This window comes from Massilia aurea (assembly GCF_024753205.1).
GTDB classification, from domain to species: domain Bacteria; phylum Pseudomonadota; class Gammaproteobacteria; order Burkholderiales; family Burkholderiaceae_D; genus Telluria; species Telluria aurea.
In genome coordinates this window covers 46,022-67,515 of sequence record NZ_JANUGZ010000002.1, presented here as the reverse complement: position 1 = coordinate 67,515, position 21,494 = coordinate 46,022, and the positions used below count along the sequence as shown (strand labels likewise).

At 63.6% G+C, this 21,494-nt stretch carries 20 protein-coding genes; 17 read left to right on the top strand and 3 right to left on the bottom strand.

The genetic code is table 11. From position 1 onward, the window contains the following. Positions 1–418 precede the first annotated feature (418 nt). The 3 genes from NX775_RS05980 to NX775_RS05970 form a co-directional block, all read right to left on the bottom strand. A complete protein-coding gene (locus NX775_RS05980; protein WP_183555538.1) occupies positions 419–1,063 on the bottom strand; it encodes a response regulator in 645 nt (214 codons plus the stop codon). A gap of 141 nt (positions 1,064–1,204) precedes the next feature. Further along, positions 1,205–1,669, bottom strand: coding sequence for a universal stress protein (locus tag NX775_RS05975; protein ID WP_258835167.1), 465 nt, complete (start codon positions 1,667–1,669; stop codon positions 1,205–1,207). A gap of 11 nt (positions 1,670–1,680) precedes the next feature. Then, positions 1,681–1,899, bottom strand: a complete 219-nt coding sequence (locus tag NX775_RS05970; RefSeq protein ID WP_258835166.1) for a hypothetical protein — start codon at positions 1,897–1,899, stop codon at positions 1,681–1,683. Positions 1,900–2,054: 155 nt separating this feature from the next. Here NX775_RS05970 and NX775_RS05965 point away from each other — a divergent pair, with 155 nt between their 5' ends. The 17 genes from NX775_RS05965 to NX775_RS05885 all read left to right on the top strand — a co-directional run bounded on the left by NX775_RS05965 (position 2,055) and on the right by NX775_RS05885 (position 21,445). Next, positions 2,055–2,948 carry a protein phosphatase CheZ gene (locus NX775_RS05965; protein ID WP_258835165.1) on the top strand — a complete coding sequence of 298 codons (894 nt, stop codon included), beginning with the start codon at positions 2,055–2,057 and terminating at the stop codon, positions 2,946–2,948. Next, positions 2,948–4,861 carry a chemotaxis protein CheA gene (locus NX775_RS05960; protein ID WP_258835164.1) on the top strand — a complete coding sequence of 638 codons (1,914 nt, stop codon included), beginning with the start codon at positions 2,948–2,950 and terminating at the stop codon, positions 4,859–4,861. The genes NX775_RS05965 and NX775_RS05960 overlap by 1 nt, the downstream gene beginning before the upstream one ends. Positions 4,862–5,121: 260 nt before the next feature. Beyond that, the gene (gene leuC, locus NX775_RS05955) at positions 5,122–6,522 is read left to right on the top strand and encodes a 3-isopropylmalate dehydratase large subunit (protein ID WP_258835163.1); all 1,401 of its coding nucleotides are present in this window, start codon (positions 5,122–5,124) and stop codon (positions 6,520–6,522) included. 66 nt (positions 6,523–6,588) lie between these two features. Continuing rightward, entirely contained in the window at positions 6,589–6,711 is a 123-nt protein-coding gene (locus NX775_RS05950; RefSeq protein ID WP_258835162.1) for a hypothetical protein, read from the top strand. 10 nt (positions 6,712–6,721) lie between these two features. Further along, on the top strand, positions 6,722–7,369 hold the full coding sequence (gene leuD / locus NX775_RS05945; protein ID WP_183555532.1) for a 3-isopropylmalate dehydratase small subunit: 648 nt from the start codon (positions 6,722–6,724) through the stop codon (positions 7,367–7,369). Positions 7,370–7,409: 40 nt separating this feature from the next. Then, positions 7,410–8,480, top strand: coding sequence for a 3-isopropylmalate dehydrogenase (gene leuB, locus NX775_RS05940; RefSeq protein ID WP_258835161.1), 1,071 nt, complete (start codon positions 7,410–7,412; stop codon positions 8,478–8,480). A 26-nt stretch (positions 8,481–8,506) separates the two neighbouring features. Then, positions 8,507–9,634 carry an aspartate-semialdehyde dehydrogenase gene (asd, locus tag NX775_RS05935; protein WP_258835160.1) on the top strand — a complete coding sequence of 376 codons (1,128 nt, stop codon included), beginning with the start codon at positions 8,507–8,509 and terminating at the stop codon, positions 9,632–9,634. A gap of 298 nt (positions 9,635–9,932) precedes the next feature. Then, positions 9,933–13,004, top strand: a complete 3,072-nt coding sequence (locus NX775_RS05930; protein ID WP_307732141.1) for a motility hub landmark protein FimV — start codon at positions 9,933–9,935, stop codon at positions 13,002–13,004. Continuing rightward, entirely contained in the window at positions 13,001–13,801 is an 801-nt protein-coding gene (gene truA / locus NX775_RS05925; protein WP_183555528.1) for a tRNA pseudouridine(38-40) synthase TruA, read from the top strand. Before NX775_RS05930 ends, truA begins: the two co-directional genes overlap by 4 nt. A gap of 8 nt (positions 13,802–13,809) precedes the next feature. Beyond that, positions 13,810–14,517 (top strand): phosphoribosylanthranilate isomerase, encoded by a 708-nt coding sequence (locus NX775_RS05920; protein WP_258835158.1) that lies wholly within the window; start codon positions 13,810–13,812, stop codon positions 14,515–14,517. After that, the gene (gene trpB / locus NX775_RS05915) at positions 14,486–15,739 is read left to right on the top strand and encodes a tryptophan synthase subunit beta (protein ID WP_258835157.1); all 1,254 of its coding nucleotides are present in this window, start codon (positions 14,486–14,488) and stop codon (positions 15,737–15,739) included. The genes NX775_RS05920 and trpB overlap by 32 nt, the downstream gene beginning before the upstream one ends. Before the next feature lie 75 nt (positions 15,740–15,814). Beyond that, on the top strand, positions 15,815–16,615 hold the full coding sequence (trpA, locus tag NX775_RS05910) for a tryptophan synthase subunit alpha (RefSeq protein WP_258835156.1): 801 nt from the start codon (positions 15,815–15,817) through the stop codon (positions 16,613–16,615). 320 nt (positions 16,616–16,935) lie between these two features. Further along, complete coding sequence (locus NX775_RS05905; RefSeq protein ID WP_258835155.1) at positions 16,936–17,220, top strand: hypothetical protein; 285 nt, start codon at positions 16,936–16,938, stop codon at positions 17,218–17,220. A 386-nt stretch (positions 17,221–17,606) separates the two neighbouring features. Beyond that, positions 17,607–18,479, top strand: coding sequence for an acetyl-CoA carboxylase, carboxyltransferase subunit beta (accD, locus tag NX775_RS05900; protein ID WP_183555523.1), 873 nt, complete (start codon positions 17,607–17,609; stop codon positions 18,477–18,479). 139 nt (positions 18,480–18,618) lie between these two features. Then, positions 18,619–19,917, top strand: coding sequence for a bifunctional tetrahydrofolate synthase/dihydrofolate synthase (gene folC / locus NX775_RS05895; protein WP_258835154.1), 1,299 nt, complete (start codon positions 18,619–18,621; stop codon positions 19,915–19,917). Between the two features lie 12 nt (positions 19,918–19,929). Then, positions 19,930–20,943 carry an SPOR domain-containing protein gene (locus tag NX775_RS05890; protein WP_258835153.1) on the top strand — a complete coding sequence of 338 codons (1,014 nt, stop codon included), beginning with the start codon at positions 19,930–19,932 and terminating at the stop codon, positions 20,941–20,943. Positions 20,944–20,956: 13 nt separating this feature from the next. Continuing rightward, entirely contained in the window at positions 20,957–21,445 is a 489-nt protein-coding gene (locus NX775_RS05885) for a CvpA family protein (protein ID WP_258835152.1), read from the top strand. Positions 21,446–21,494: the final 49 nt, after the last annotated feature.

Genomic DNA, 21,494 nt, shown 5'->3' with positions numbered 1-21,494 from the left:
GAATGCAGGGTCGGCTGGTTGGCATTGCGTGGTTCTGACGGTGGCTGAGACTGCATGCTCTTCTCCGGTAAGAAACTCAGGGTTTGAGGCGACCCCGGCGGCACAGCCGAAGTTGACGTACATCTGCCATGCCATTGATTGCTAGCGGCTGACGCTGTGACTTGGATCGCGAGCAAGTCAATGCGGCGAATTCAGTATGCCAACACGAGCCCGGCACGACTATCAGCGTTGCCTGAATATGTAGGTAGGACAGATGGTAGGTTTGTAGGACAATTCCTACTGGCAAGCGGCGTTGCCCGACTGGCGGAAGGGTGAAACAGGAAGGTCAGACCTTTGTTTTTGAACAAACTTGTTCGTGGGTGCAGTTGTTGCGCAACATCGGATTGGGGAGTCGGTGTGACGTCACCGACCGCCATACTCAGGCTTTCATCGGCGAGAGCAGGCGGTGCGCTACGGCGTATTGCACCATTTCCGAGAGCGAACTCATCCCCATTTTCTGCATGATGCGGGTTTTGTGGGTGCTTACGGTCTTCACGGACAGATGCAGGCCATTGGCGATCTCGGTAATCGATTTCCCACCCACGAGATGGGAAAATACCTCAAATTCGCGGTCGGATAACTGCTTGTGGAGCAATTGCTCGCTTGGCGCCATGATATTCAGGGCCAATTGCTCTGCAACCTCGGTACTGATATAGGGGCGCCCGGAAGCCACCTTGCGGATGGCGCCCACCAACTGTGTGCCCGCGCTTTCCTTCGTCAGATAGCCCTGGGCGCCAGCCCGGATCGCGCGCACGGCGTACTGTTCTTCCTCGTGCATCGTGAGGATGAGAATCGCCAGCTTGGGCGCCTCGCTGCGCACCTGGCGGATCAGGTCGACGCCGCTGCGCCCGGGCATCGACAGGTCGAGCAGCAACAGGTCGAAGCCGCCCTGGCGTACCAGTGCCAGCACCTCGAACCCATTAGTTGCTTCGCCGACAATGTCAACTTCTTCGGCGCCCTCCAGGATACGTTTGAGACCTTCGCGCATGATCGTGTGATCGTCCGCGATGACAATTCTGACCATGTCGATTCCTCATACATTAAGAGGTTTCCTACCCCGAAAAAACCGTTGTTCAGTTAAACACGTTCTCGTGGGTAAGTCCTGCTATCAATACTGCGGGTTGCCCAACATGCTTTGTGCGAAGTGCAGACCGTTTCGTCTCGTTCAGGCTGCCGGCTCGGCGATCAGCCGGTGGACCAGCACCGGCTTGGCGGTATGCGACAGCACCTTGTTGGTGACACTGCCCAGCAATAACTGGTTCCAGCCGCTGCGGCCATGCGAGCCCATGAAGATCAGGTCGCAGCCTTCCTGCTCGGCGACTTCAACGATCTTGAGCGCTGCCGTATCTGAAAACGCCGTCAGGCAGCGGTGCGCAAGATTGGCCGATGCGCAGGAGCGCGTGATCCTGCCCATGTATTCCTCGCCCATCCGGCGCATCTGGGCTGCGTATTCTTCTTCGCTGGGATACGAGGGCGGGATGATTTCGACGTACACCGGGTACTGGTATTCGGGCGCGACGAACAGGGCCAGGACCTCGGCGCCCAGCTGCTGGGCAAACTTGACGCCCGCGCAGGCGGTGTGCTGGGAGACGGCGGACCCGTCGGTTGTAATCAAAATTTTTCGATACATGATGATTCTCCTCAGGGCATCTCCATTCTGACAACCATATGCCGAATGGCCAGTGTTGAAAACGCAAAGTGTTGAGTTCGCTCAAACGTCGAGTCACCGTCCGGATGCGACACTTTCTCACGGAAAACAACAGCACGATCACAAAATACAACACCAAGCATATAAAAACGATCAGGAATTGCACGTTTTAATTGTCGCGGAACTAAGTTTTCACGTCCATTTTGTTGCATTGCCTTCTCTTAGATTTACCTACGGCAACCACGCTGATACACTCGCAGGCAACACTAGTCCCACTGATGGGCGCGGAAACGACCGGCCCGGTGGACGCAACACCCCCAGTATTGCAGAGCTGATTGCGAATTTATATTATGGAGAAGCAGGGATTATGACCAACGCCGCTGACGATTTCGACGCACTATTCGAGGAAGTGGCGGCGCAGCGCACCAGCGCTTCGCCAAGTCCTGCTTCCGCGGCCCCCGTGGCCGCAGCGCCTGCCCCGGCAGCCGCTGCCAGCAACGACGAAGACGACCTCGACTCGCTGTTCGACCAGGTGTCCGCCACCGCCACATCGGCCCCCGCTGCGGCCACCGCACCGGCTGCGCCTGCCGCACCAGCAGTAGCAGCAGTAGCAGCCGCACCGGCAAACGCCGCTGCCGGCGACGAAGGCAGCGAAAACGGTGGCATGTTCGAGCGCCTCGGCGGCATCGTGCGCCTGCTGCACGACTCGCTGCGCGAGCTGGGCTACGACAAGGCGCTCAATGAAGCCTCGTCGCAGATCGTCGATGCACAGGACCGCCTCGAGTACGTTGCCACGCTGACTGAACAGGCTGCCAACAAGGTCCTGAACACGCTCGACGAAGGCATGCCGGCCCAGGACGTGCTGTCGAAGCAGTCGAAGGACATGGAACTGCGCTGGGGCGACCTGTTCGACGGCAAGCTGAGCCTGGACGAATTCAAGGCGCTGGCCGGCGATTCGCGCCAGTTCGCCACCAGCGTGACGGCCGCCACCGAAGCCGAAAAAGCGCGCCTGCTCGAAATCATGATGGCCCAGGACTTCCAGGACATCACTGGCCAGCTGATCAAGAAAGTGGTCAAGATCACGCAGGCCGTCGAGGGCGAGCTGGCCCAGCTGCTGCGCGACAACGCACCGCCTGACCTCAAGGAAAAGCTGGCGCAGAAGCAGGCAGTACCAGAACCACTGATGCAAGGCCCGTCAGTGCCGCAAGCGGCGCTGAACCAGGACAACGTTGACGATCTTCTTGCCGATCTGGGATTCTAATGGACGATATGCTGAAGGATTTCGTCGTCGAGGCGATGGATCTGGCGGTCAACGTCGAAGAGCACCTGCTGCGCCTCGAACGCGATCCCGACAACAAGGAAACCCTGAACGCAGTGTTCCGGTCGTTCCACACGATCAAGGGCGGCGCCGGCTTCATGGGCCTGCCCGCGCTCGTCGCAGCCTGCCACCTGACCGAGAACCTGTTCGACGCGCTGCGCACCGGCGCCGCGCCGGTCACGCCGATCGCGATCGAAGCAGCGCTGCAGGCATCGGGCTTCGTGGCCGACCAGCTGGGTGACCTGAACAACGGCACGCCGCCGGAAGGCCTGGCGCAGATGCCGGCCGACCTCGAACGCATCCTGATGGACGCGATCGAAGGCAAGGGCAACAGCGCGCCGGCGCCAGTCGCTGCACCGGTGGTAGCAGCGCCCGTTGCAGCCGCGCCGGTTGCGGCAGCCGTCGCACCGGTCGTCGGCGACGATGGCCTGGACTGGGTTGGCATGTACAACACCGTGGTTCCGGCTGCCAGCGCCATCGCCGGCGCACCTGCCGTTGTTGCTGCTGCTACCACCGCAGTTGCGACGACTGCCCCGGCGGTTGCGCAAGCCGCACCTGCAGCCGCCGCCCCTTCTACGGCAGTCGCCACCACGACGGCCCCTGTCGCCGGCGGCAAGGGCTGGGATGGCACCGAACGCCGCAACGACGCCAAGCCGGTCGCCAATGCGCCGGCCAAGGACGAAAGCATCCGCATCGATGCGGTCAAGCTCGACGCGCTGCTCGAAGTGGCCGGTGAATCGGTCCAGGCCGCGAACCAGGCTGCCGTGCTGCTCGAACGTCTGCAGCAGTTCAAGTTCGAAGGCCAGGCTGCGACCCTCATCGCCACGCTGGCCGAAACGCTGGAACGCGCATCGCGCTATTCGGCCGAACTGCAGCGCGCCACGCTGGCCACCCGCATGCAGCCGGTGGGCCGTCTGTTCCAGAAATTCCCGCGCCTCGTGCGCGAGCTGGCCAAAGACCTGGGCAAGGACGTCGAACTGACCATCGAAGGCGCCGAGACCGAAGTCGACCGCGTCGTCGTGGACAGCCTGTACGATCCGCTGGTGCACATGCTGAGGAATGCCCTGGACCACGGTGTCGAGTCGCCTGCCGACCGCGTCGCCAACGGCAAGCCGGCCAAGGCGTTCATCCTGCTGAAAGCCTGGCAGGAAGCCAACAGCGTCATGATCGTGCTGCAGGACGACGGCAAGGGCATGGACCCGAGCCGCCTGCGCAAGATCGCCATGGACAAGGGCCTGATCGGCGAAAACGGCGCGCAGAGCGACGAAGACGCCTACCAGCTGGTGTTCCTGCCGGGCTTCTCGACCAAGGAAGTCGCTTCCTCGGTCTCGGGCCGCGGCGTGGGCATGGACGTGGTCAAGACGGCGGTGGAAAAAAACCGCGGCGCCATCCGCATCGAATCGCAGATGGGCAAGGGCACGCGCTTTGCAATCCGCCTGCCGATCGAACTGTCGATCGTGCCGACGATGCTGGTGTCGACCTCGGGCGCGCAACTGGCGCTGCCGATGGCCGTCGTCGAGCGCGTCGTCGAACTGCCGGACGAATTCGCCTGTGTCGGCGGCGCCCCGGTGCTGAAAGACCAGGGCCGTCCGCTGCCGGTGCGTTCGCTGGCGCTGGCGCTGGGCTACGAGGCCGGTTCCGAAAAGGTTGGCATCGTCATCAATGCACCACAACCGTACATCCTGGCGATGGAAGCGGTCGATGGCACGGCCGATCTGGTCATCAAGCCGATGACCGCATTGTCGGTGGAAGGCATCACCGGCACGGCGCGTTCGGCCGAGGGTGAGCTGGTGCTGGTCGTGGGCCTGTCGTTCCTGATGGACGGCTGCCGCAGCAGCGTGCGCCTGGCAGCATAAAGTAACGCCAATGCCGCGCGCCGGCAAAAGCGCAGAGAAAAGCCCGGGTCACTGATCCGGGCTTTTTTTATTTGTGCATGGCAAGCCCCTTGCAAACTTAATTTGCCACATGTTATGGTCCTTGGCATAAACATGCGCTGCCCCGGCATGGTGCACCACAGCACAACTATGGCATAATCGAAAACCCGGCTGCCGGGCACCCTGTCCCGGCGACCGCGCGCACCCCCTGTGCGCCCTCACACCGCATCAATGGACTGACCATGCAAAAAACGCTCTACGACAAACTCTGGGATTCCCATGTCGTGCGTGCCGACGCCGATGGCACCACCGTCCTGTATATCGACCGGCACCTGGTACACGAAGTGACCAGCCCGCAGGCCTTCGATGGCTTGCGCGATGCGGGCCGCGGACTATGGCGGACATCGAGCACGCTGGCCGTGGCCGACCATAACGTGCCAACCACCGATCGCGCCCAGGGCATCGCCGATCCCACCTCGCGCCTGCAGGTCGAAACGCTCGACGCCAATACCAAGGCGTTCGGCCTCACGTACTTCAACATGAACGACCGGCGCCAGGGCATCGTGCACGTGATCGGGCCGGAGCAGGGCGCCACGCTGCCCGGCATGACGGTCGTTTGCGGCGATTCGCACACGTCGACCCACGGCGCGTTCGGCTGCCTGGCCCACGGCATCGGCACGTCGGAAGTCGAGCACGTGCTGGCCACGCAAACGCTGCTGGCCAAAAAATCCAAGGCGATGCTGGTCAAGGTCGAAGGCGCCCTGCGCCCGGGCGTGACGGCCAAGGACATTGTGCTGGCCGTGATCGGCCGCATCGGTACGGCCGGCGGTACCGGCTACGCCATTGAGTTCGGTGGCTCCACGATCCGCGCGCTGTCGATGGAAGGCCGCATGACGGTCTGTAATATGGCGATCGAAGCGGGCGCGCGCGCCGGCATGGTGGCGGTCGACGACACCACGATCGCCTACGTCAAGGACCGGCCGCTCTCGCCCACGGCCGACCAGTGGGAGCAAGCCGTCGCCTACTGGCGCACGCTGCACAGCGACGACGGCGCCGTGTTCGACACCGTCGTCCAACTCGATGCACACGACATCCAGCCGCAGGTTACCTGGGGCACCTCGCCCGAGATGGTCATCGCGATCGATGGCCGCGTGCCAAACCCGCTCGATGAACACGATCCGGTGCGCCGCGGCGCCATCGAAAAAGCGCTGGTCTATATGGACCTGGCGGCGGGCACGCCGATCGACGAAGTGGCGATCGACAAGGTGTTCATCGGCTCGTGCACCAACTCGCGCATCGAAGACCTGCGCGCCGCCGCCGATGTCGTGCGCGGCCGCCAGCGCGCGCCCAACGTCAAGCTGGCGATGGTCGTGCCGGGATCGGGCCTGGTCAAGGAACAGGCCGAGCGCGAAGGCCTCGACCAGATCTTTCTGGCCGCCGGTTTTGAATGGCGCGAGCCGGGCTGCTCGATGTGCCTGGCGATGAACGCCGACCGCCTGGAACCGGGCGAGCGCTGCGCGTCGACGTCGAACCGCAACTTCGAAGGCCGCCAGGGCCAGGGTGGCCGCACGCACCTGGTGTCGCCCGCAATGGCCGCCGCCGCAGGGATTGCGGGGCACTTTGTCGACGTACGCGCGCTCTGATGCGTTAAGGCGTATCGCGATCGATTCCACGACCAATTCCACGACCATTTTCTCGTTCAGGACATCATGAAAAAAGCTCTCGCACTCTCCCTCGTCGCCATCCTGCTGGCCGGCTGCAACACCGTCTCGGGCATCGGCCGCGATGTCTCGAAAGTCGGCCAGGTCGTGACCGGCGCCGGCGGCAAATAAGGCCGACAAGATGGATAAGTTCACCGTACACGAAGGCCTGGTGGCGCCGCTCGACCGCGCCAACGTCGACACCGACGCCATCATCCCGAAGCAGTTCCTCAAATCGATCCGGCGCACCGGTTTTGGCCCGAACCTGTTCGACGAATGGCGTTATCTGGATCACGGCGAACCGGGGCAGGACAACAGCGCGCGGCCGCTCAATCCCGACTTCGTGCTGAACCAGCCGCAGTTTGCGGGCGCCTCGATCCTCCTGACGCGCAAGAACTTCGGCTGCGGCTCGTCGCGCGAGCACGCGCCGTGGGCGCTGCAGCAGTTCGGTTTTCGCGCCGTCGTCGCGCCGAGCTTTGCCGACATCTTCTTCAACAACTGCTTCAAGATCGGCCTGTTGCCCATCGCGTTGACCGAAGACGAAGTCGAAGCATTGTTCCAGGCGGTCGAGCGCCAGCCGGGCTTCCAGCTGACGATCGACCTTGAGCAGCAGCGCATCGGCACGCATGACGGCAGCCTGTCGTTCGGCTTTGCCATCGACGACTTCCGCAAGTACTGCCTGTTGAATGGCCTGGACGATATCGGCCTGACGCTGCGCCATGCGGACGAGATCCGCGCCTTCGAACAACGCCATATTGCGGCCCAGCCATGGCTGGCCAACGCGATCTGATCGCGGGCCAGGACAAGAAACCAAGACAAGAAAGACGAGCATGAAGATTGCGATCCTGCCGGGTGACGGCATCGGCCCGGAGATCACCGCCCAGGCGGTCAAGGTACTCAACGCGCTCGGCGAGCGGTTCGAGATGGACACCGCAGAAGTGGGCGGCGCCGGCTACGCCGCGCACGGCCACCCGCTGCCGGACAGCACGCTCAAGCTGGCCAAGGACGCCGACGCGGTGCTGTTTGGCGCCGTGGGCGACTACAAATACGATGGGCTCGAGCGCGCGCTGCGCCCCGAGCAGGCGATTCTTGGCCTGCGCCGCGAACTGGGCCTGTTCGCCAACCTGCGTCCGGCCATTCTGTACCCCGAGCTGGCTGGCGCCTCGACCCTGAAGCCCGAGGTCGTGTCGGGCCTGGATATCCTGATCATCCGCGAACTGACGGGCGACATCTACTTCGGCAAGCCGCGCGGCGTGCGCGAATGCCCGGACGGCCCGTTCAAGGGCCAGCGCGAAGGCTTCGACACGATGCGCTACGCCGAAGGAGAGATCCGCCGCATCGCCCACGTGGCATTCCAGGCCGCGCTGAAACGCGACAAGCGCGTGACCAGCGTCGACAAGGCCAATGTGCTCGAAACGGGCCAGTTCTGGCGCGATATCGTCACCGACGTCCACAAGGAATACGCCGGCGTCGAACTCGATCACATGTACGTCGATAACGCCGCCATGCAACTGGTCCGGGCGCCGAAAAAATTCGATGTGCTCGTGACCGGCAACATGTTCGGCGATATCCTGTCGGACGCCGCTGCGATGCTGACCGGTTCGATCGGCATGCTGCCATCGGCCTCGCTCGATGCGAACAACAAGGGCCTGTACGAGCCGTCGCACGGTTCGGCGCCGGACATCGCGGGGCAGGGCGTGGCCAATCCTCTGGCGACGATCCTGTCGGCCGCGATGATGCTGCGCTTTACCTTTGGCCTCACGGAGCAGGCCGACCGCATCGACAACGCCGTCAAGCACGTGCTGGCGCAGGGCCTGCGCACGCCGGACATTCACGAAGCAGGGTCCACCCGCGTGGGCACCGAAGAGATGGGCAACGCGGTCGTCGCGGCGCTCGGATAACACTGTAATCACACTGAAAGAAGACGATGAAATTAGTTGGTCTGGTAGGTTGGCGCGGCATGGTTGGCTCGGTCCTGATGCAGCGCATGCAGGAAGAGGGCGATTTCGACCACATCGAGCCGGTGTTCTTCACGACGTCGAATCCGGGCGGCGCCGCGCCGGCGATGGCGAAGAATGAAACCACCCTGAAGAGCGCGAGCGACATCGCCGAGCTCTCCAAATGCGAGATCATCATTTCCTGCCAGGGCGGCGACTACACCAGCGAAGTGTTCCCGCAACTGCGCGCAGCCGGCTGGAACGGCTACTGGATCGACGCCGCATCCACGCTGCGCATGAACGACGACGCGGTCATCGTGCTCGACCCGGTCAACCGCGCCGTGATCGACGCGGCGCTGTCGCGCGGCGTGAAGAACTACATCGGCGGCAACTGCACCGTGTCGTGCATGCTGATCGGGCTGGGCGGCCTGTTCGAGGCAGGCCTGGTCGAGTGGATGACGTCGATGACCTACCAGGCGGCATCGGGCGGCGGCGCGCAGCACATGCGCGAACTGCTCACGCAGTTCGGCACGATCAACAGCGCGATCAAGCCGCTGCTGGACAACCCGGCATCGGCCATCCTGGAAATCGACCGCACCGTGCTGGCCACGCAGCATGGTTTGTCGGCTGACGAAACGAAGCAATTCGGCGTGCCGCTGGCCGGCAACCTGATCCCGTGGATCGACAAGGACCTGGGCAACGGCCAGTCGAAAGAAGAGTGGAAGGCCGGCGCCGAGACCAACAAGATCCTCGGTCGCGGTGCGGGCTTCGATGCCAAGCCCATTCCGGTCGATGGCCTGTGCGTGCGTATCGGCGCGATGCGCTGCCACTCGCAGGCGCTGACGATCAAGCTGACGAAGGACGTGCCGCTGGACGAAATCAGCGACATCATCGACTCGCACAACGCGTGGACGAAGGTCGTGCCAAACAACCGCGAAGCATCGATGCGCGACCTGTCGCCGGCTGCTGTCACGGGTGGCTTGACCATCCCGGTGGGCCGCCTGCGCAAGATGTCGATGGGTGACGATTACCTGTCGGCGTTCACGGTTGGCGACCAGCTGCTGTGGGGCGCGGCCGAGCCGCTGCGCCGCATGCTGCGCATCGTACTCGAGCGCTAAGCGACTGCGCTGCTGCAATACCTTGGGCCGGCTACCCCGCGGCCGGCCCGTTATTTCCAGTTCGTCATCGCCGGTTGCATTCCTTGCAACTACCATGTCTGGTGGTTATCGAACCCCGTAAAGGCATGTCTCGCAGGCCACAAAACACCCCGTTCCTCCTGCTGTAAACGTGCGCATCGCTTGCGTGCCCTAGAGCATGATGTTATGTTGAGACTCCGGGAAACCGTCTTTCCCTCGGCCAACTTACTCGCTGCTCACTATGCATTTTTCGGAACAATCTCAGCTCATGGCACCTGCGTTGAAAACCCTCACTGCGGCGATTGCCAGTGCAGTGTTCGTCACTTCCGCCGCCAGTGCGGCCGGGCTTGGAAAATTGACCGTGTTGTCGGCACTTGGCCAGCCACTGCGCGCCGAGATCGAACTGACGACCAGCGCCGGTGAAGACCCGGCCAGCATGGCCGTCAAGCTGGCCACGCCCGAAGCCTTCCGCAGTGCAAACATCGACTTCAATCCGGCGCTGCTGTCGCTGCGTTTCGCCGTCGAGCAGCGCGGTGGCCGCCAGATCATCCGGGTCAATTCCAGCCAGCCGCTGAACGAACCGTTCGTCGACATGCTGCTCGAGCTGACCTGGAATAACGGGCGCCTGGTGCGCGAGTACACGTTCCTGCTCGATCCGGCCGAACTGCGCACGACGCAGCCGGCGCAGGTCGCCAGCACGCCGGCGCCACGCGCGGCGTCGCAGCCAGCCGTTGCGGCGTCGGCCGCTGCCGCTGCTGCAGCTGCACCGGCCGCCGACGCGGCCGAGCGGGCCCGCATCGCCGCCGCACGCGAAGGCGCCCAGCGCCAGGCGACGCAGCGCGATGCGGCAGCGGCCGAGAGCACCTACCGAGTGCGTCGCGGTGATACGCTCAGTGGCATCGCCACCCGCGTGAAGCCGGCCGAGATCTCGCTCGACATGATGCTCGTGGCGCTGTACCGCGCCAATCCCGAGGCCTTCATCGGCAATAACATGAACCGCCTGAAGTCGGGCCAGATCCTGAGCGTGCCCGATAGCGACGCGCTGCGTGGCGGCGCGAGCCAGAGCGAAGCGCGCGGCGTGGTCGTGGCGCATGCGGCTGACTTTGACGCCTACCGCAACAAGCTCGCCGGCCAGGTGGCCGCCAGCACCCCGGCCAGCGCGCCGCAGGGTGGCCAGAGCGCAACCGGACGCGTGACCGCGCGCGTCGAAGAACAACCGACCGCTGCCAACGAGGCGCAGGACAAGCTGCGCCTGTCGAAGGCCACGGCAGGCGCCGCCGGCACGCCGCAGACCGGCACCGCCAGCGTCGAAGACACGCTGGCCAAGCAGCGCGAACTCGAACAGGCCGAGGCCCGTGTCAAGGAACTTGAAAAGAACGTCGGCGAACTGGAAAACCTGATGACGGTGCCGAGCCGCGCAGGCGCCGAAGCCGAGCAGGCCGCCGTAGCAGCGCCCGTCGTGGCGACGCCGGCCAAGCCGGTCACGCATCCACGCCTGAAAAAGCCGGCGCCGGCGCCGGAGCCAGAAAAAGGCCTGGTCGACACGCTGCTGGACAATATGCTGTACATCGCTGCAGCCCTCCTGGTGCTGCTCTTGATCCTGTTTGGCATCGCGCAGCGCCGCAAGCGCAATGCCCCGCCAGTGAAACCGGTGCCGACCGAACCGTCGGTGCTGGGCGCGCCGGGCGCCAGCGCCCAGTCGCTGTTCGCCGAAAGCGGCGGCCAGAGCGTCGACACCAACAACAGCGTCTTCAATTCGAGCTTCGCGCCATCGGCCAGCCAGCTAGATACGAATGAAGTCGATCCGGTCGCCGAAGCCGACGTGTACATCGCCTATGGCCGCGATGCGCAGGCCGAGGAAATCCTGAAGGAGGCGCTGCGCACGCATCCGGACCGTCATCCGGTGCGGTTGAAACTGCTCGAGATCTACGCCACGCGCAAGGACGCCCGCGCGTTCGAACTGCAGGCGCGTGAGCTGCATGCGCTCACGAACGGCCAGGGCGACGACTGGGCGCACGCTGCGGCGCTGGGCCTGGGGATCGATCCGCAAAATCCGCTGTACGCGAACGCCGCGCCAGCCCCGGCGCACACGCCGTCGGCGCAGGAACGCAGCCAGCAGGCCATCCTGTCGCAGCAGTACCAGGATGCGCTGCGCGCTGACGAGCCGGCAGCCGGCACCGACAGCAGTGCGGGCGCCATCGCCGGCGCGGCCGCTGCCGGCGCCATCGCCGGTGCGTCTGCGCTCTCGCTGTCGAAGGACGATGCGGACCGCACCGCGGCGCCGCAAGCCGAACCGGTGGCTGCGTCAGCCCTTGTTGACAACACGCTCGACTTCGACCTCGGCGGGCTGACGTTCGAGCCGGTGACCGACGCCGAACGCACGGAGCCTGCGCCAACCTCGGCGCCTGCAAGCCGGCCCGACCCGGATGCGACGGCCGTGCCGGATTTCGACTTCGACATGCTGCCGCCGGCAGCGGCGGCAGGCAAGCCCGAATCCACGCTGTCGACCGACGTCAATGATCTCGAATTCGACATGGACTTCGATGCGCCGCCTGCCGGACAGCCGGTCCAGTCTACCGCAGTCACTCCGGCCGATGCGCGTGACGACTTCTCGCTCGACCTGACGCCGCAGCCGCAAGTGCAGGCCACTCCGGTCGACATGGCCGGTCTGGCCAAGGACTTCGACGGCTTGCCGTCGCTGCCGGCCAGCCCGGCGCAATCGGCGGACGCCACTGCGGCGCCAAGCGATCCGCTGTTCGACCTCGACTCGATGGACTTCGGCGCACCGGTCACACCGGCCACGCCAGCGCCCGTGAACGATCCGCTGCCTGCCGTGCGCGCCTCGTCGAACGCGAGTGCGTCAGAAGATCCGCTGTTCGATCTGGACGCGATGGACTTTGGTGTGCCGGCCGAGCCACGTGCATCGGGCGGCGCCGAGCCGAAAGACTTCGCAGCGCGCCAGGACGATCCGTTCAACATGTTCGATCTGCCGGACACCCCGGCGCCCGTGCCGGCGCCCGAAGAATTATCGGCGCCCCCGGTCAATGATGCACCGGTGCTGCAGCGCAACTCGCTCGACGCGCTCGACTTCGATCTGGATCTGCCGGCATCGGCGACGGCCGATGCGCCGACGCCAGCGGCATTCGATGCTGACCGGGTCGACAACATGGCTGCAGAGCCGGCGCCGCTCTCGCCCGAGCATATGGAAATGGAAACCAAGCTCGATCTGGCCGTTGCATACCAGGAGATCGGCGACAAGGAAGGCGCGCGCGAGCTGCTCGATGAAGTCATCAAGGGCGGCAGCAGCGAGCAGGTTGGCCGTGCCAGCGCGATGCGAGAGCTGCTGGCGTGACGCGTATTGTTCTGGGTGTCCAGTACATCGGCACCGGTTGGAACGGCTACCAAAAACAGCCGGAGCGCAATACGGTCCAGGACCGTCTTGAGATGGCGCTCGAGAAGTTCGCCTGCACGCCGCTGGCCACCACGTGTGCCGGCCGGACCGACACCGGCGTGCACGCGATCGAGCAGGTGGTCCATTTCGACACGGATCTCGTGCGCCCGACGCAGGCCTGGGTGCGCGGCGTGAACACCTTCCTGCCCGATTCCATCGTCGTGCGCTGGGCCAAAGAGGTGCCGCTGGGCGAGGACGGGCTGGAATTCCATGCGCGCTTTTCGGCCCGCTCGCGTACCTATCACTACGTGCTGTACAACCATCCAACGCCATCGGCGCTGCTGTCGAACCGCGCCGGCTGGATGTTCCGGCCACTCGATGTCGAGCGCATGATCGACGCCGCGCGCCACCTGATCGGCACGCACGACTTCTCGGCGTTTCGCGCGTCGAGCTGCCAGGCCAAGACCCCGGTCAAGGACATGCACGAAGTGCGCATCGAGCGCCATGGCGACATCATCGTCTTCACGCTGCGCGCCAGCGCATTCCTGCATCACATGGTCCGTAATATCGTCGGCTCGCTCGTGTATGTCGGGCTGGGACGGCAAGAGCCGGACTGGATGCACGAGGTGCTCGAGAGCCGCTCGCGCGACGTGGCCGCGCCGACCTTCATGCCCGACGGCCTGTATTTCGCGAAGATCGAGTACGATCCGATCTGGAAGCTGCCGCAGGAAGCGGTCGCGCCGCTCCCCTGGCTGTAAGGATTTTCATGTACCGTACCCGTATCAAAATCTGCGGTATCACCCGCGAAGAAGACCTGAGCGCCGCTGTCGCCGTGGGCGCCGACGCCCTGGGCTTCGTGTTCTACCCGAAGAGTCCACGCTACGTCACGCCGGCGCGCGCGGGCGCCCTGTGCGCCGGCCTGCCGCCGTTTGTCAGCGGTGTCGCGCTGTTCGTCAATCCCACACTGGCCGAGGTGCAGGAAGTCGCGGCGGCGATGCCGCTCGCGCTGATCCAGTTCCATGGCGATGAGACGGTCGAGCAGTGCGCAGCGATTGCGGCGGTGGTCCAGCGCCCGTTCATGCGCGCGTTTCGGGTCAAGCCTGACACGATCCCTGGCACGCTGCTAGAATGTGAGCTTGCATACCGCACCGCCAGTCCATGGTTCTCAAGCCTTCTGCTTGACACCTACGTGGACGCTTATGGCGGCGCAGGAAAGGTCTTCGATTGGTCTCTCATCCCAAAAGAGCTCGCGCCTCGGGTCGTTTTGAGTGGTGGCTTGAACGTACACAACACCACTGACGGTGTCGTACGCGTTCGGCCTTTTGCCGTCGACATCAGCAGTGGTGTCGAAGCCGCAAAAGGTATCAAGGACGCCCGCAAGATGGCCGCGTTTGTCGCGGCCGTGCGGGCAGCCGATGCCACTATTCAAAGCGAGACATACCATGCAGAACACCCCATTCAAGGCAGCGCCTAACGCCACGCCGCTGTTCAAGACCCCCGATTACGCCCTGCCAAACGCGCAGGGGCACTTCGGCCCCTACGGCGGCTCGTTCGTCGCCGAGACCCTGACGCACGCGCTGGCCGAGCTGAGCGAAGCCTACGCGAAGTACGCGCAAGACCCCGAATTCCTCGAAGAGTACCGCTACGAGCTGGCCCACTTCGTCGGCCGCCCGTCGCCTGTGTACCACGCGCGGCGCTGGTCCGAAATGGCCGGCGGCGCGCAGATCTACCTCAAGCGCGAAGACCTGAACCACACTGGCGCGCACAAGATCAACAACGTGATCGGCCAGGCGCTGCTGGCGCGGCGCATGGGCAAGCCGCGCATCATCGCCGAAACCGGCGCCGGCCAGCACGGCGTGGCCACGGCCACCATCTGCGCGCGCTTCGGCCTGGAATGCGTGATCTACATGGGCAGCGAAGACGTCAAGCGCCAGGCGCAGAACGTGTACCGCATGAAGCTCCTGGGCGCGACCGTGGTGCCGGTGGAATCGGGCTCGAAGACGCTCAAGGATGCGCTCAACGAAGCGATGCGCGACTGGGTCACGAACATCGAAAACACCTTCTACATCATCGGCACCGTGGCCGGCCCGCACCCGTATCCGATGATGGTGCGCGACTTCCAGGCGGTGATCGGCGAAGAGTGCCGCGTGCAGATGCCCGCGATGACGGGGCGCCAGCCCGACTACGTCCTCGCCTGCATCGGTGGCGGCTCGAACGCGATGGGCATCTTCTATCCGTATATCGGCGAGCCGGGCGTCAAGCTGGTGGGTGTCGAGGCGGCAGGGGAGGGCCTGGATTCGGGCAAGCACTCGGCCTCGCTGACGTCCGGCCTGCCGGGTGTGCTGCACGGTAACCGTACCTATCTGCTGCAGGACGAGAACGGGCAGATCATCGAGACGCATTCGGTGTCGGCGGGTCTGGATTACCCGGGCGTCGGGCCCGAGCACGCGTGGCTGAAGGACACGCTGCGCGCCGAGTACGTGTCGATCACGGACGATGAAGCGCTGCAGGCCTTCCACGATTGCTGCCGCATCGAAGGCATCATCCCGGCACTGGAATCGTCGCACGCGATCGCGTATGCGGTGAAGCTGGCGGCAACGCTGCCGAAGGACCAGATCATCCTGGTCAATCTGTCGGGCCGCGGCGACAAGGACATGCACACGGTGGCGCAGCGGATGGGGCTTGATTTCGGCTGATGCCGGCATCAACCATCTCATCGTGCCCCGGCCAGCCGGGGCATTCGCCTTTTCCGATTCTCAGAGGAACCCAGCATGTCCCGCATCGCACAGACTTTTACCGCACTTAAAGCGGACAACAAGACCGCGCTCGTTACCTTCATCACGGCAGGTGATCCCGGCCCGGAACTGACCGTCCCGCTGATGCACGCACTGGTGGAGGGCGGCGCCAACGTCCTCGAACTGGGCGTGCCGTTTTCGGACCCGATGGCCGAAGGCCCGGTCATCCAGCGTGCCTGCGAGCGCGCCCTGAAATTCAACGTCGGCCTGAAAGACGTGTTCGGCTTCGTGCGCGAATTTCGCAAGAACGACCCCGACACGCCGGTGGTCCTGATGGGCTACGCCAACCCGATCGAACGCATCGGCCAGACCGAATTCATCCGCTGCGCCAAAGAAGCCGGTGCCGATGGCGCCATCGTCGTCGACTACCCGCCCGAAGAATGCGCCGCGTTCGCGACCGAGATGCGTGATAACGGTCTGGACCTGATCTTCCTGCTCGCGCCAACGTCGACCACGGAGCGCGTCAAGCAAGTGGCCCAGTACGGCGGCGGCTTCAGCTATTACGTCTCGCTGAAAGGCGTGACGGGCGCCGGCACAATCGACACCGCTGACGTCGCCCGCCGTGTGGCCGCGATCCGCGAACACGTTAAACTGCCGATCGGCGTTGGCTTCGGCATCCGCGACGGCGCCACGGCGAGAGCCGTCGCCGAAGTGGCCGACGCCGTCGTGATCGGCAGCCGCATCATCCAGGAAATCGAAAACAGCCCGCCAGACCAGGCCGTCGAAGCCGTCCGCACCTTCACCACCACCATCCGCACCGCCCTCGACGCGCGCTGATCCGCCGCCGTCATATCAATTAGGGTCAGAGTCGAATTATTGAGCAATTTCTCCGGAAAATGTTGTCACTTAATTCGACTCTGACCCTTATTGTGATTGCCTCCAAGCTCTTGCAACCCAATTAGGGTCAGAGTCGAATTGTTTGACAACTTTTGGTGATTGCCCGGCGAATCTTTTAATATCCCATTGCGATGGTTATGGCCGATGGGTTTTTCACAGGCATATTGCCACGTCTCCCCTGCTAGTTGCGCCAGCTTAAAGCTTTTTCATTTTTCCTCAGTAAATTGATCTCTCCGTAGCGCAACCTGAGGGAGTGTCCAATGAAAAAGCGTGTCAAGCACATTGCAGTTGCTCAATTTGGGAAAATGTTGGCGGCAATTTATTTCGTTATCTCGCTACCCATCCTGGCGATCGTTCTCCTGGCTTTCCTGACGGGCTTGGATATGCCGTCCATAGGTGTCGGTGTCGTCGTTATGGTGGCCGTTGCGTATATCGTCATCGGGTACCTGTCCGGAATGCTCAGTGCCTGGATATACAACGTCGTCGCTGCCCGCCTCGGTGGTATTGAATACACGGTCAACGAAATCGCGTCGCCAGCAAAATAATCGCCAACATTGCCGCATAAATAAATTAGGGTCAGAGTCGAATTGTTTGACAACTTTGAGGAATTGCCCAATAAGTCTACTCTGACCCTAATTGTTGGGAAATTGATTATTTAGCTCATCAACGTGACTCTGCCCCTCATTTTGCTTTGGAGATCAAACTTGGGGTTCATTCAGCCGAGGATCGGTTCTATTTATTGGGAAATTGTCGAAAGTTGTCAAACAATTCGACTCTGACCCTCATTGTTTGGTGGTGGTGGCCGGGGCCGCGGGGTGCTGGCGAAGAGTGATGTATTTTTGGCAATATTGGTGGCTTGCTACGATTCGACAAGCTGCCTCCGAGCGGCTACACTACGCCCCACTGTAAGATTTGCCGCAAAGGAGAGAATATGAGTTGGTTGGAAAAACTGCTGCCCCCTCGGATCCAGCGCTCCGATGCCGCTAACCGCAAGACCATGCCCGAGGGCCTCTGGGTCAAGTGTCCGTCGTGCGAGTCGGTGCTGTACCGGGCGGATATCGAGTCCAACCTGCACGTGTGCCCGAAGTGCTCGCATCACATGCGCATCCGCGCCCGTGCGCGTCTGGATTCGCTGCTCGACGAAGGCGGTCGCTACGACATTGGCCAGGAGACGTTGCCAGTCGATACCCTGAAGTTCAAGGACAGCAAGAAGTATCCGGACCGCCTCAAGGCTGCGATGGAAGCCACAGGGGAGACCGATGCGCTGATCGTCCAGGGTGGTTCGATCATGAGCTTGCCGGTCGTTGTGGCCTGCTTCGAATTCGAATTCATGGGTGGCTCGATGGGCTCGGTGGTCGGTGAGCGTTTCGTGCGCGGCGCGCAGGTTGCGCTGGAGCAGAAGGTGCCGTTCATTTGCATTACCGCCACTGGTGGCGCGCGCATGCAAGAAGGTCTGTTGTCGCTGATGCAGATGGCCAAGACCACGGCGATGCTGACCAAGCTGTCCGAGAAGAAGCTGCCGTTCATTAGCGTGTTGACCGATCCGACGATGGGCGGTGTTTCGGCCTCGTTCGCCTTCATGGGCGACGTCGTCATCGCCGAGCCTAAGGCCCTGATCGGCTTTGCCGGTCCGCGCGTCATCGAGAACACGGTGCGTGAGAAATTGCCAGAAGGCTTCCAGCGCGCCGAGTTCCTGGTCCAGAAGGGTGCTGTCGACATGATCGTCGACCGCCGCAAGATGCGCGAAGAAATTGCGCGCCTGCTGGCCCTGCTGCAAAACCAGGCGACCGAAGTCCTGGCCTGATCGATTCACAGGCCGCCGCGAGGGCAACCCGCGAACATGATCGCCAGCGGCGACCGGCGCGGGCATGCCACACGGCGGCCCCCGCGGTCGCCTTTTACATTTCCCGCACTGCCCGCCGACTTTTCCTTTTCTGAGCACCATGTCCCCACTTCCGACTACCTTGCCCGACTGGCTGGCGCTGCTCGAATCGCGCCATGCCGAAACCCATATCGACATGGGCCTGGACCGCGTCCGCGCCGTCAAGGAACGCCTGCAACTCGCGTTTTCATGCCCCGTGATCATGGTGGCCGGCACCAATGGCAAGGGCTCGACCTGCGCGATGCTCGAGTCAGTGTTGCTGCAGTCCGGCTACCGCGTCGGCCTCTACATCAAGCCGCACTTTCTGGACTTCAACGAGCGCGCCCGCATCAATGGCGAGATGGCGTCCGATGATGTCCTCATCGCCGCCTTCAACGCTGTCGAAGCCGCGCGCGGGGAGATTGACCTCACGTACTTCGAATTCACCACGCTGGCCATTGCCCATCTGCTGTCGACGAGCGAGATCGATGTCGCCATCCTCGAAGTCGGCCTCGGCGGGCGGCTCGACGCCGTCAACGTGATCGACGCCGATGTATCGATCGTCACCAGCATCGACATCGACCACACGGCCTATCTGGGCGACACGCGCGAAAAAATCGGCTTCGAAAAAGCCGGCATCTTCCGCGCCGGAAAAACTGCAATCTGCAGCGACCCGGTGCCGCCCCAGTCGCTGATCGACCATGCCACCAGCATCGGCGCCGACCTGCGGCTGCTCGGGCGCGACTTCAACTACCAGGGCGACCAGCAGCAGTGGAGCTTTGCCGGCCGCACCGGGCGCCGCAATTCACTGGCCTATCCGGCCCTGCGCGGCGCCAACCAGTTGCTCAATGCGTCGGCGGCGCTGGCGGCCCTCGAAGCGCTGCGCATGACCTTGCCGTGTGGCGCCCAGGAAACCCGCGCCGGCCTCGCTTTGGTCGAGCTGCCGGGGCGCTTCCAGGTGCTGGCCGGCCGCCCGACCCAGGTGCTGGACGTGGCCCACAATCCGCACGCCGCCGCGACGCTCGCTCAGAACCTCGGCAATATGGGCTTTCACCGCTTCACGTACGCGGTGTTTGGCATCATGGACGACAAGGACATCGACGCCGTGATTGCGCCGATGGCCTCAGTGATCGATCACTGGTGCGTCACGCGCCTCGATTCGCCGCGCTCGGCCAACCCCGCAGCGCTGGCCGACAAGATCACTGAATTGAAGCCAGCGGGTGCGAAAGCGGGCGATTTTTCAGTGACTACCTTCGATTCGCCCGCCGACGCTTACGCGAATGCGCTGAGCCGGGTTGAGGAGAATGATAGAATTGTGGTCTTTGGTTCGTTCTACACGGTTGCCGGCGTGATGGCGGCCCGTAAATCCTCACTACACTGATACCTCAATCGCATGGGCTTGTTCTCGTTCGGCAGTAAAAACAAGCAAGAAACTGTTCGCGACAGCGGTCACTTCGTCAAGGACGACGAGGCCGCCTACACCGAGCGCGCACGCTCCAAGCGCGCCAGCTCGGCCGGTGAGGGCGGTCGCCGCTCGAGCCGTGGCGATCCGATCCTGCCCGAGAAAAAACGCGCGCGCCGCCGCCTGGTCGGCGCCATTGCGCTGGTCCTGGCCGCCGTCGTGGCTCTGCCGATGCTGCTCGATTCCGAGCCCAAGCCGCTGGCCACCGACATCGCGATCCACATTCCCGACAAGGACAAGGCTGCGCCGCTGCCGGTGCCGTCCGAGCAGGTCGCGCCAACCGCCAGCGTCGACAGCGACGAAGAGATCATCGATCCGGTCCCGGCGCCACCGGCCGGCACGCGCACGCCGCCGGTCGCCGTGGCCGCAGCGCCAGCCGCCAGTGAGGTGCCACCGATGCGCATGCTCGAGCCAGCCAAGCCGGTCGAGACCGTCAAGCCAGTCGAAACCGTCAAGCCGAAGCCCGAAGCCAAGCCAAAGGCAGAACCTGAAGCCAAACCGGTGACGAAGCCTGAACCGGTCAAGGCCGAGCGCAAGCCCGAGCCAGAGAAAAAGCCCGAGCCAGAGAAAAAGCCGGTCAAGGTCGCCGAAAAAGCCGCCGAGTCGCATCCGAAAGCCGAGCACGTCAACAAGCCGGCCCGTCCGGACGACGCCGCCCGCGCCATCGCGATTCTCGAGGACAAGCCGGCCGACAAGCCCGAGCCGAAGACGGTCAAGGCCGAAGGCCCGGCGCCGCGCTTCGTGGTGCAGGTTGCCGCGCTGGCCAGCCAGGAAAAAGTCACCGAGTTGCAAAGCCGCCTGCGCGCTGCCGGCGTTGCATCGTTTACCCAGAAGTCTGGCGAACTGATCCGCGTGCGGGTCGGCCCGTTCAGCAAGGAAGAAGCAGAGAAAGTGCGCGCCAAACTGAGCGGCATCGGTCTGTCCGGCTCGATGGTGCCACTCTGATCCTCGCTGCCGCGTGACGATTTTCGATTACCTGGTGCTGTTCGTGCTGATCGCCTCCGTCGTGATCAGCACGCTGCGCGGCCTGGTGAAGGAAATCCTGTCGCTGGTGGGCTGGGTCGTCGCCTTCGTGGTGGCCAATGTCTACGGCGCCCAGCTCGCCCCCTTGCTGCCCGAGGTCATTCCGGGCGGGTCCGCGCGCCTGATGGCGGCCTTCATCGTGCTGTTCCTGGGCGTACGAATCCTGATGGGTCTGCTGTCGATGGCAATCGGTGCGGTGGTTGCCGCCACCGGCCTGTCGCTGGCGGACCGGGGCCTGGGCGGCCTGTTCGGCCTGGCGCGGGGCATTGTGATCGTGCTGGCCGGCGTCATATTGTGCGGGATGACGGCAATCCCGCAGCAGGCGTTCTGGCGCGATGCGCTGTTGTCGCCCATTGCCGAGACCGGCGCGCGCACCGTCAAACCATTCTTGCCCGCTGCCTTCGCGGAGCATATTAATTACTGAATCAGTAGTCGCTGTATTCGCAGTTTTCTGTCATTTTGCACCCAAGCTT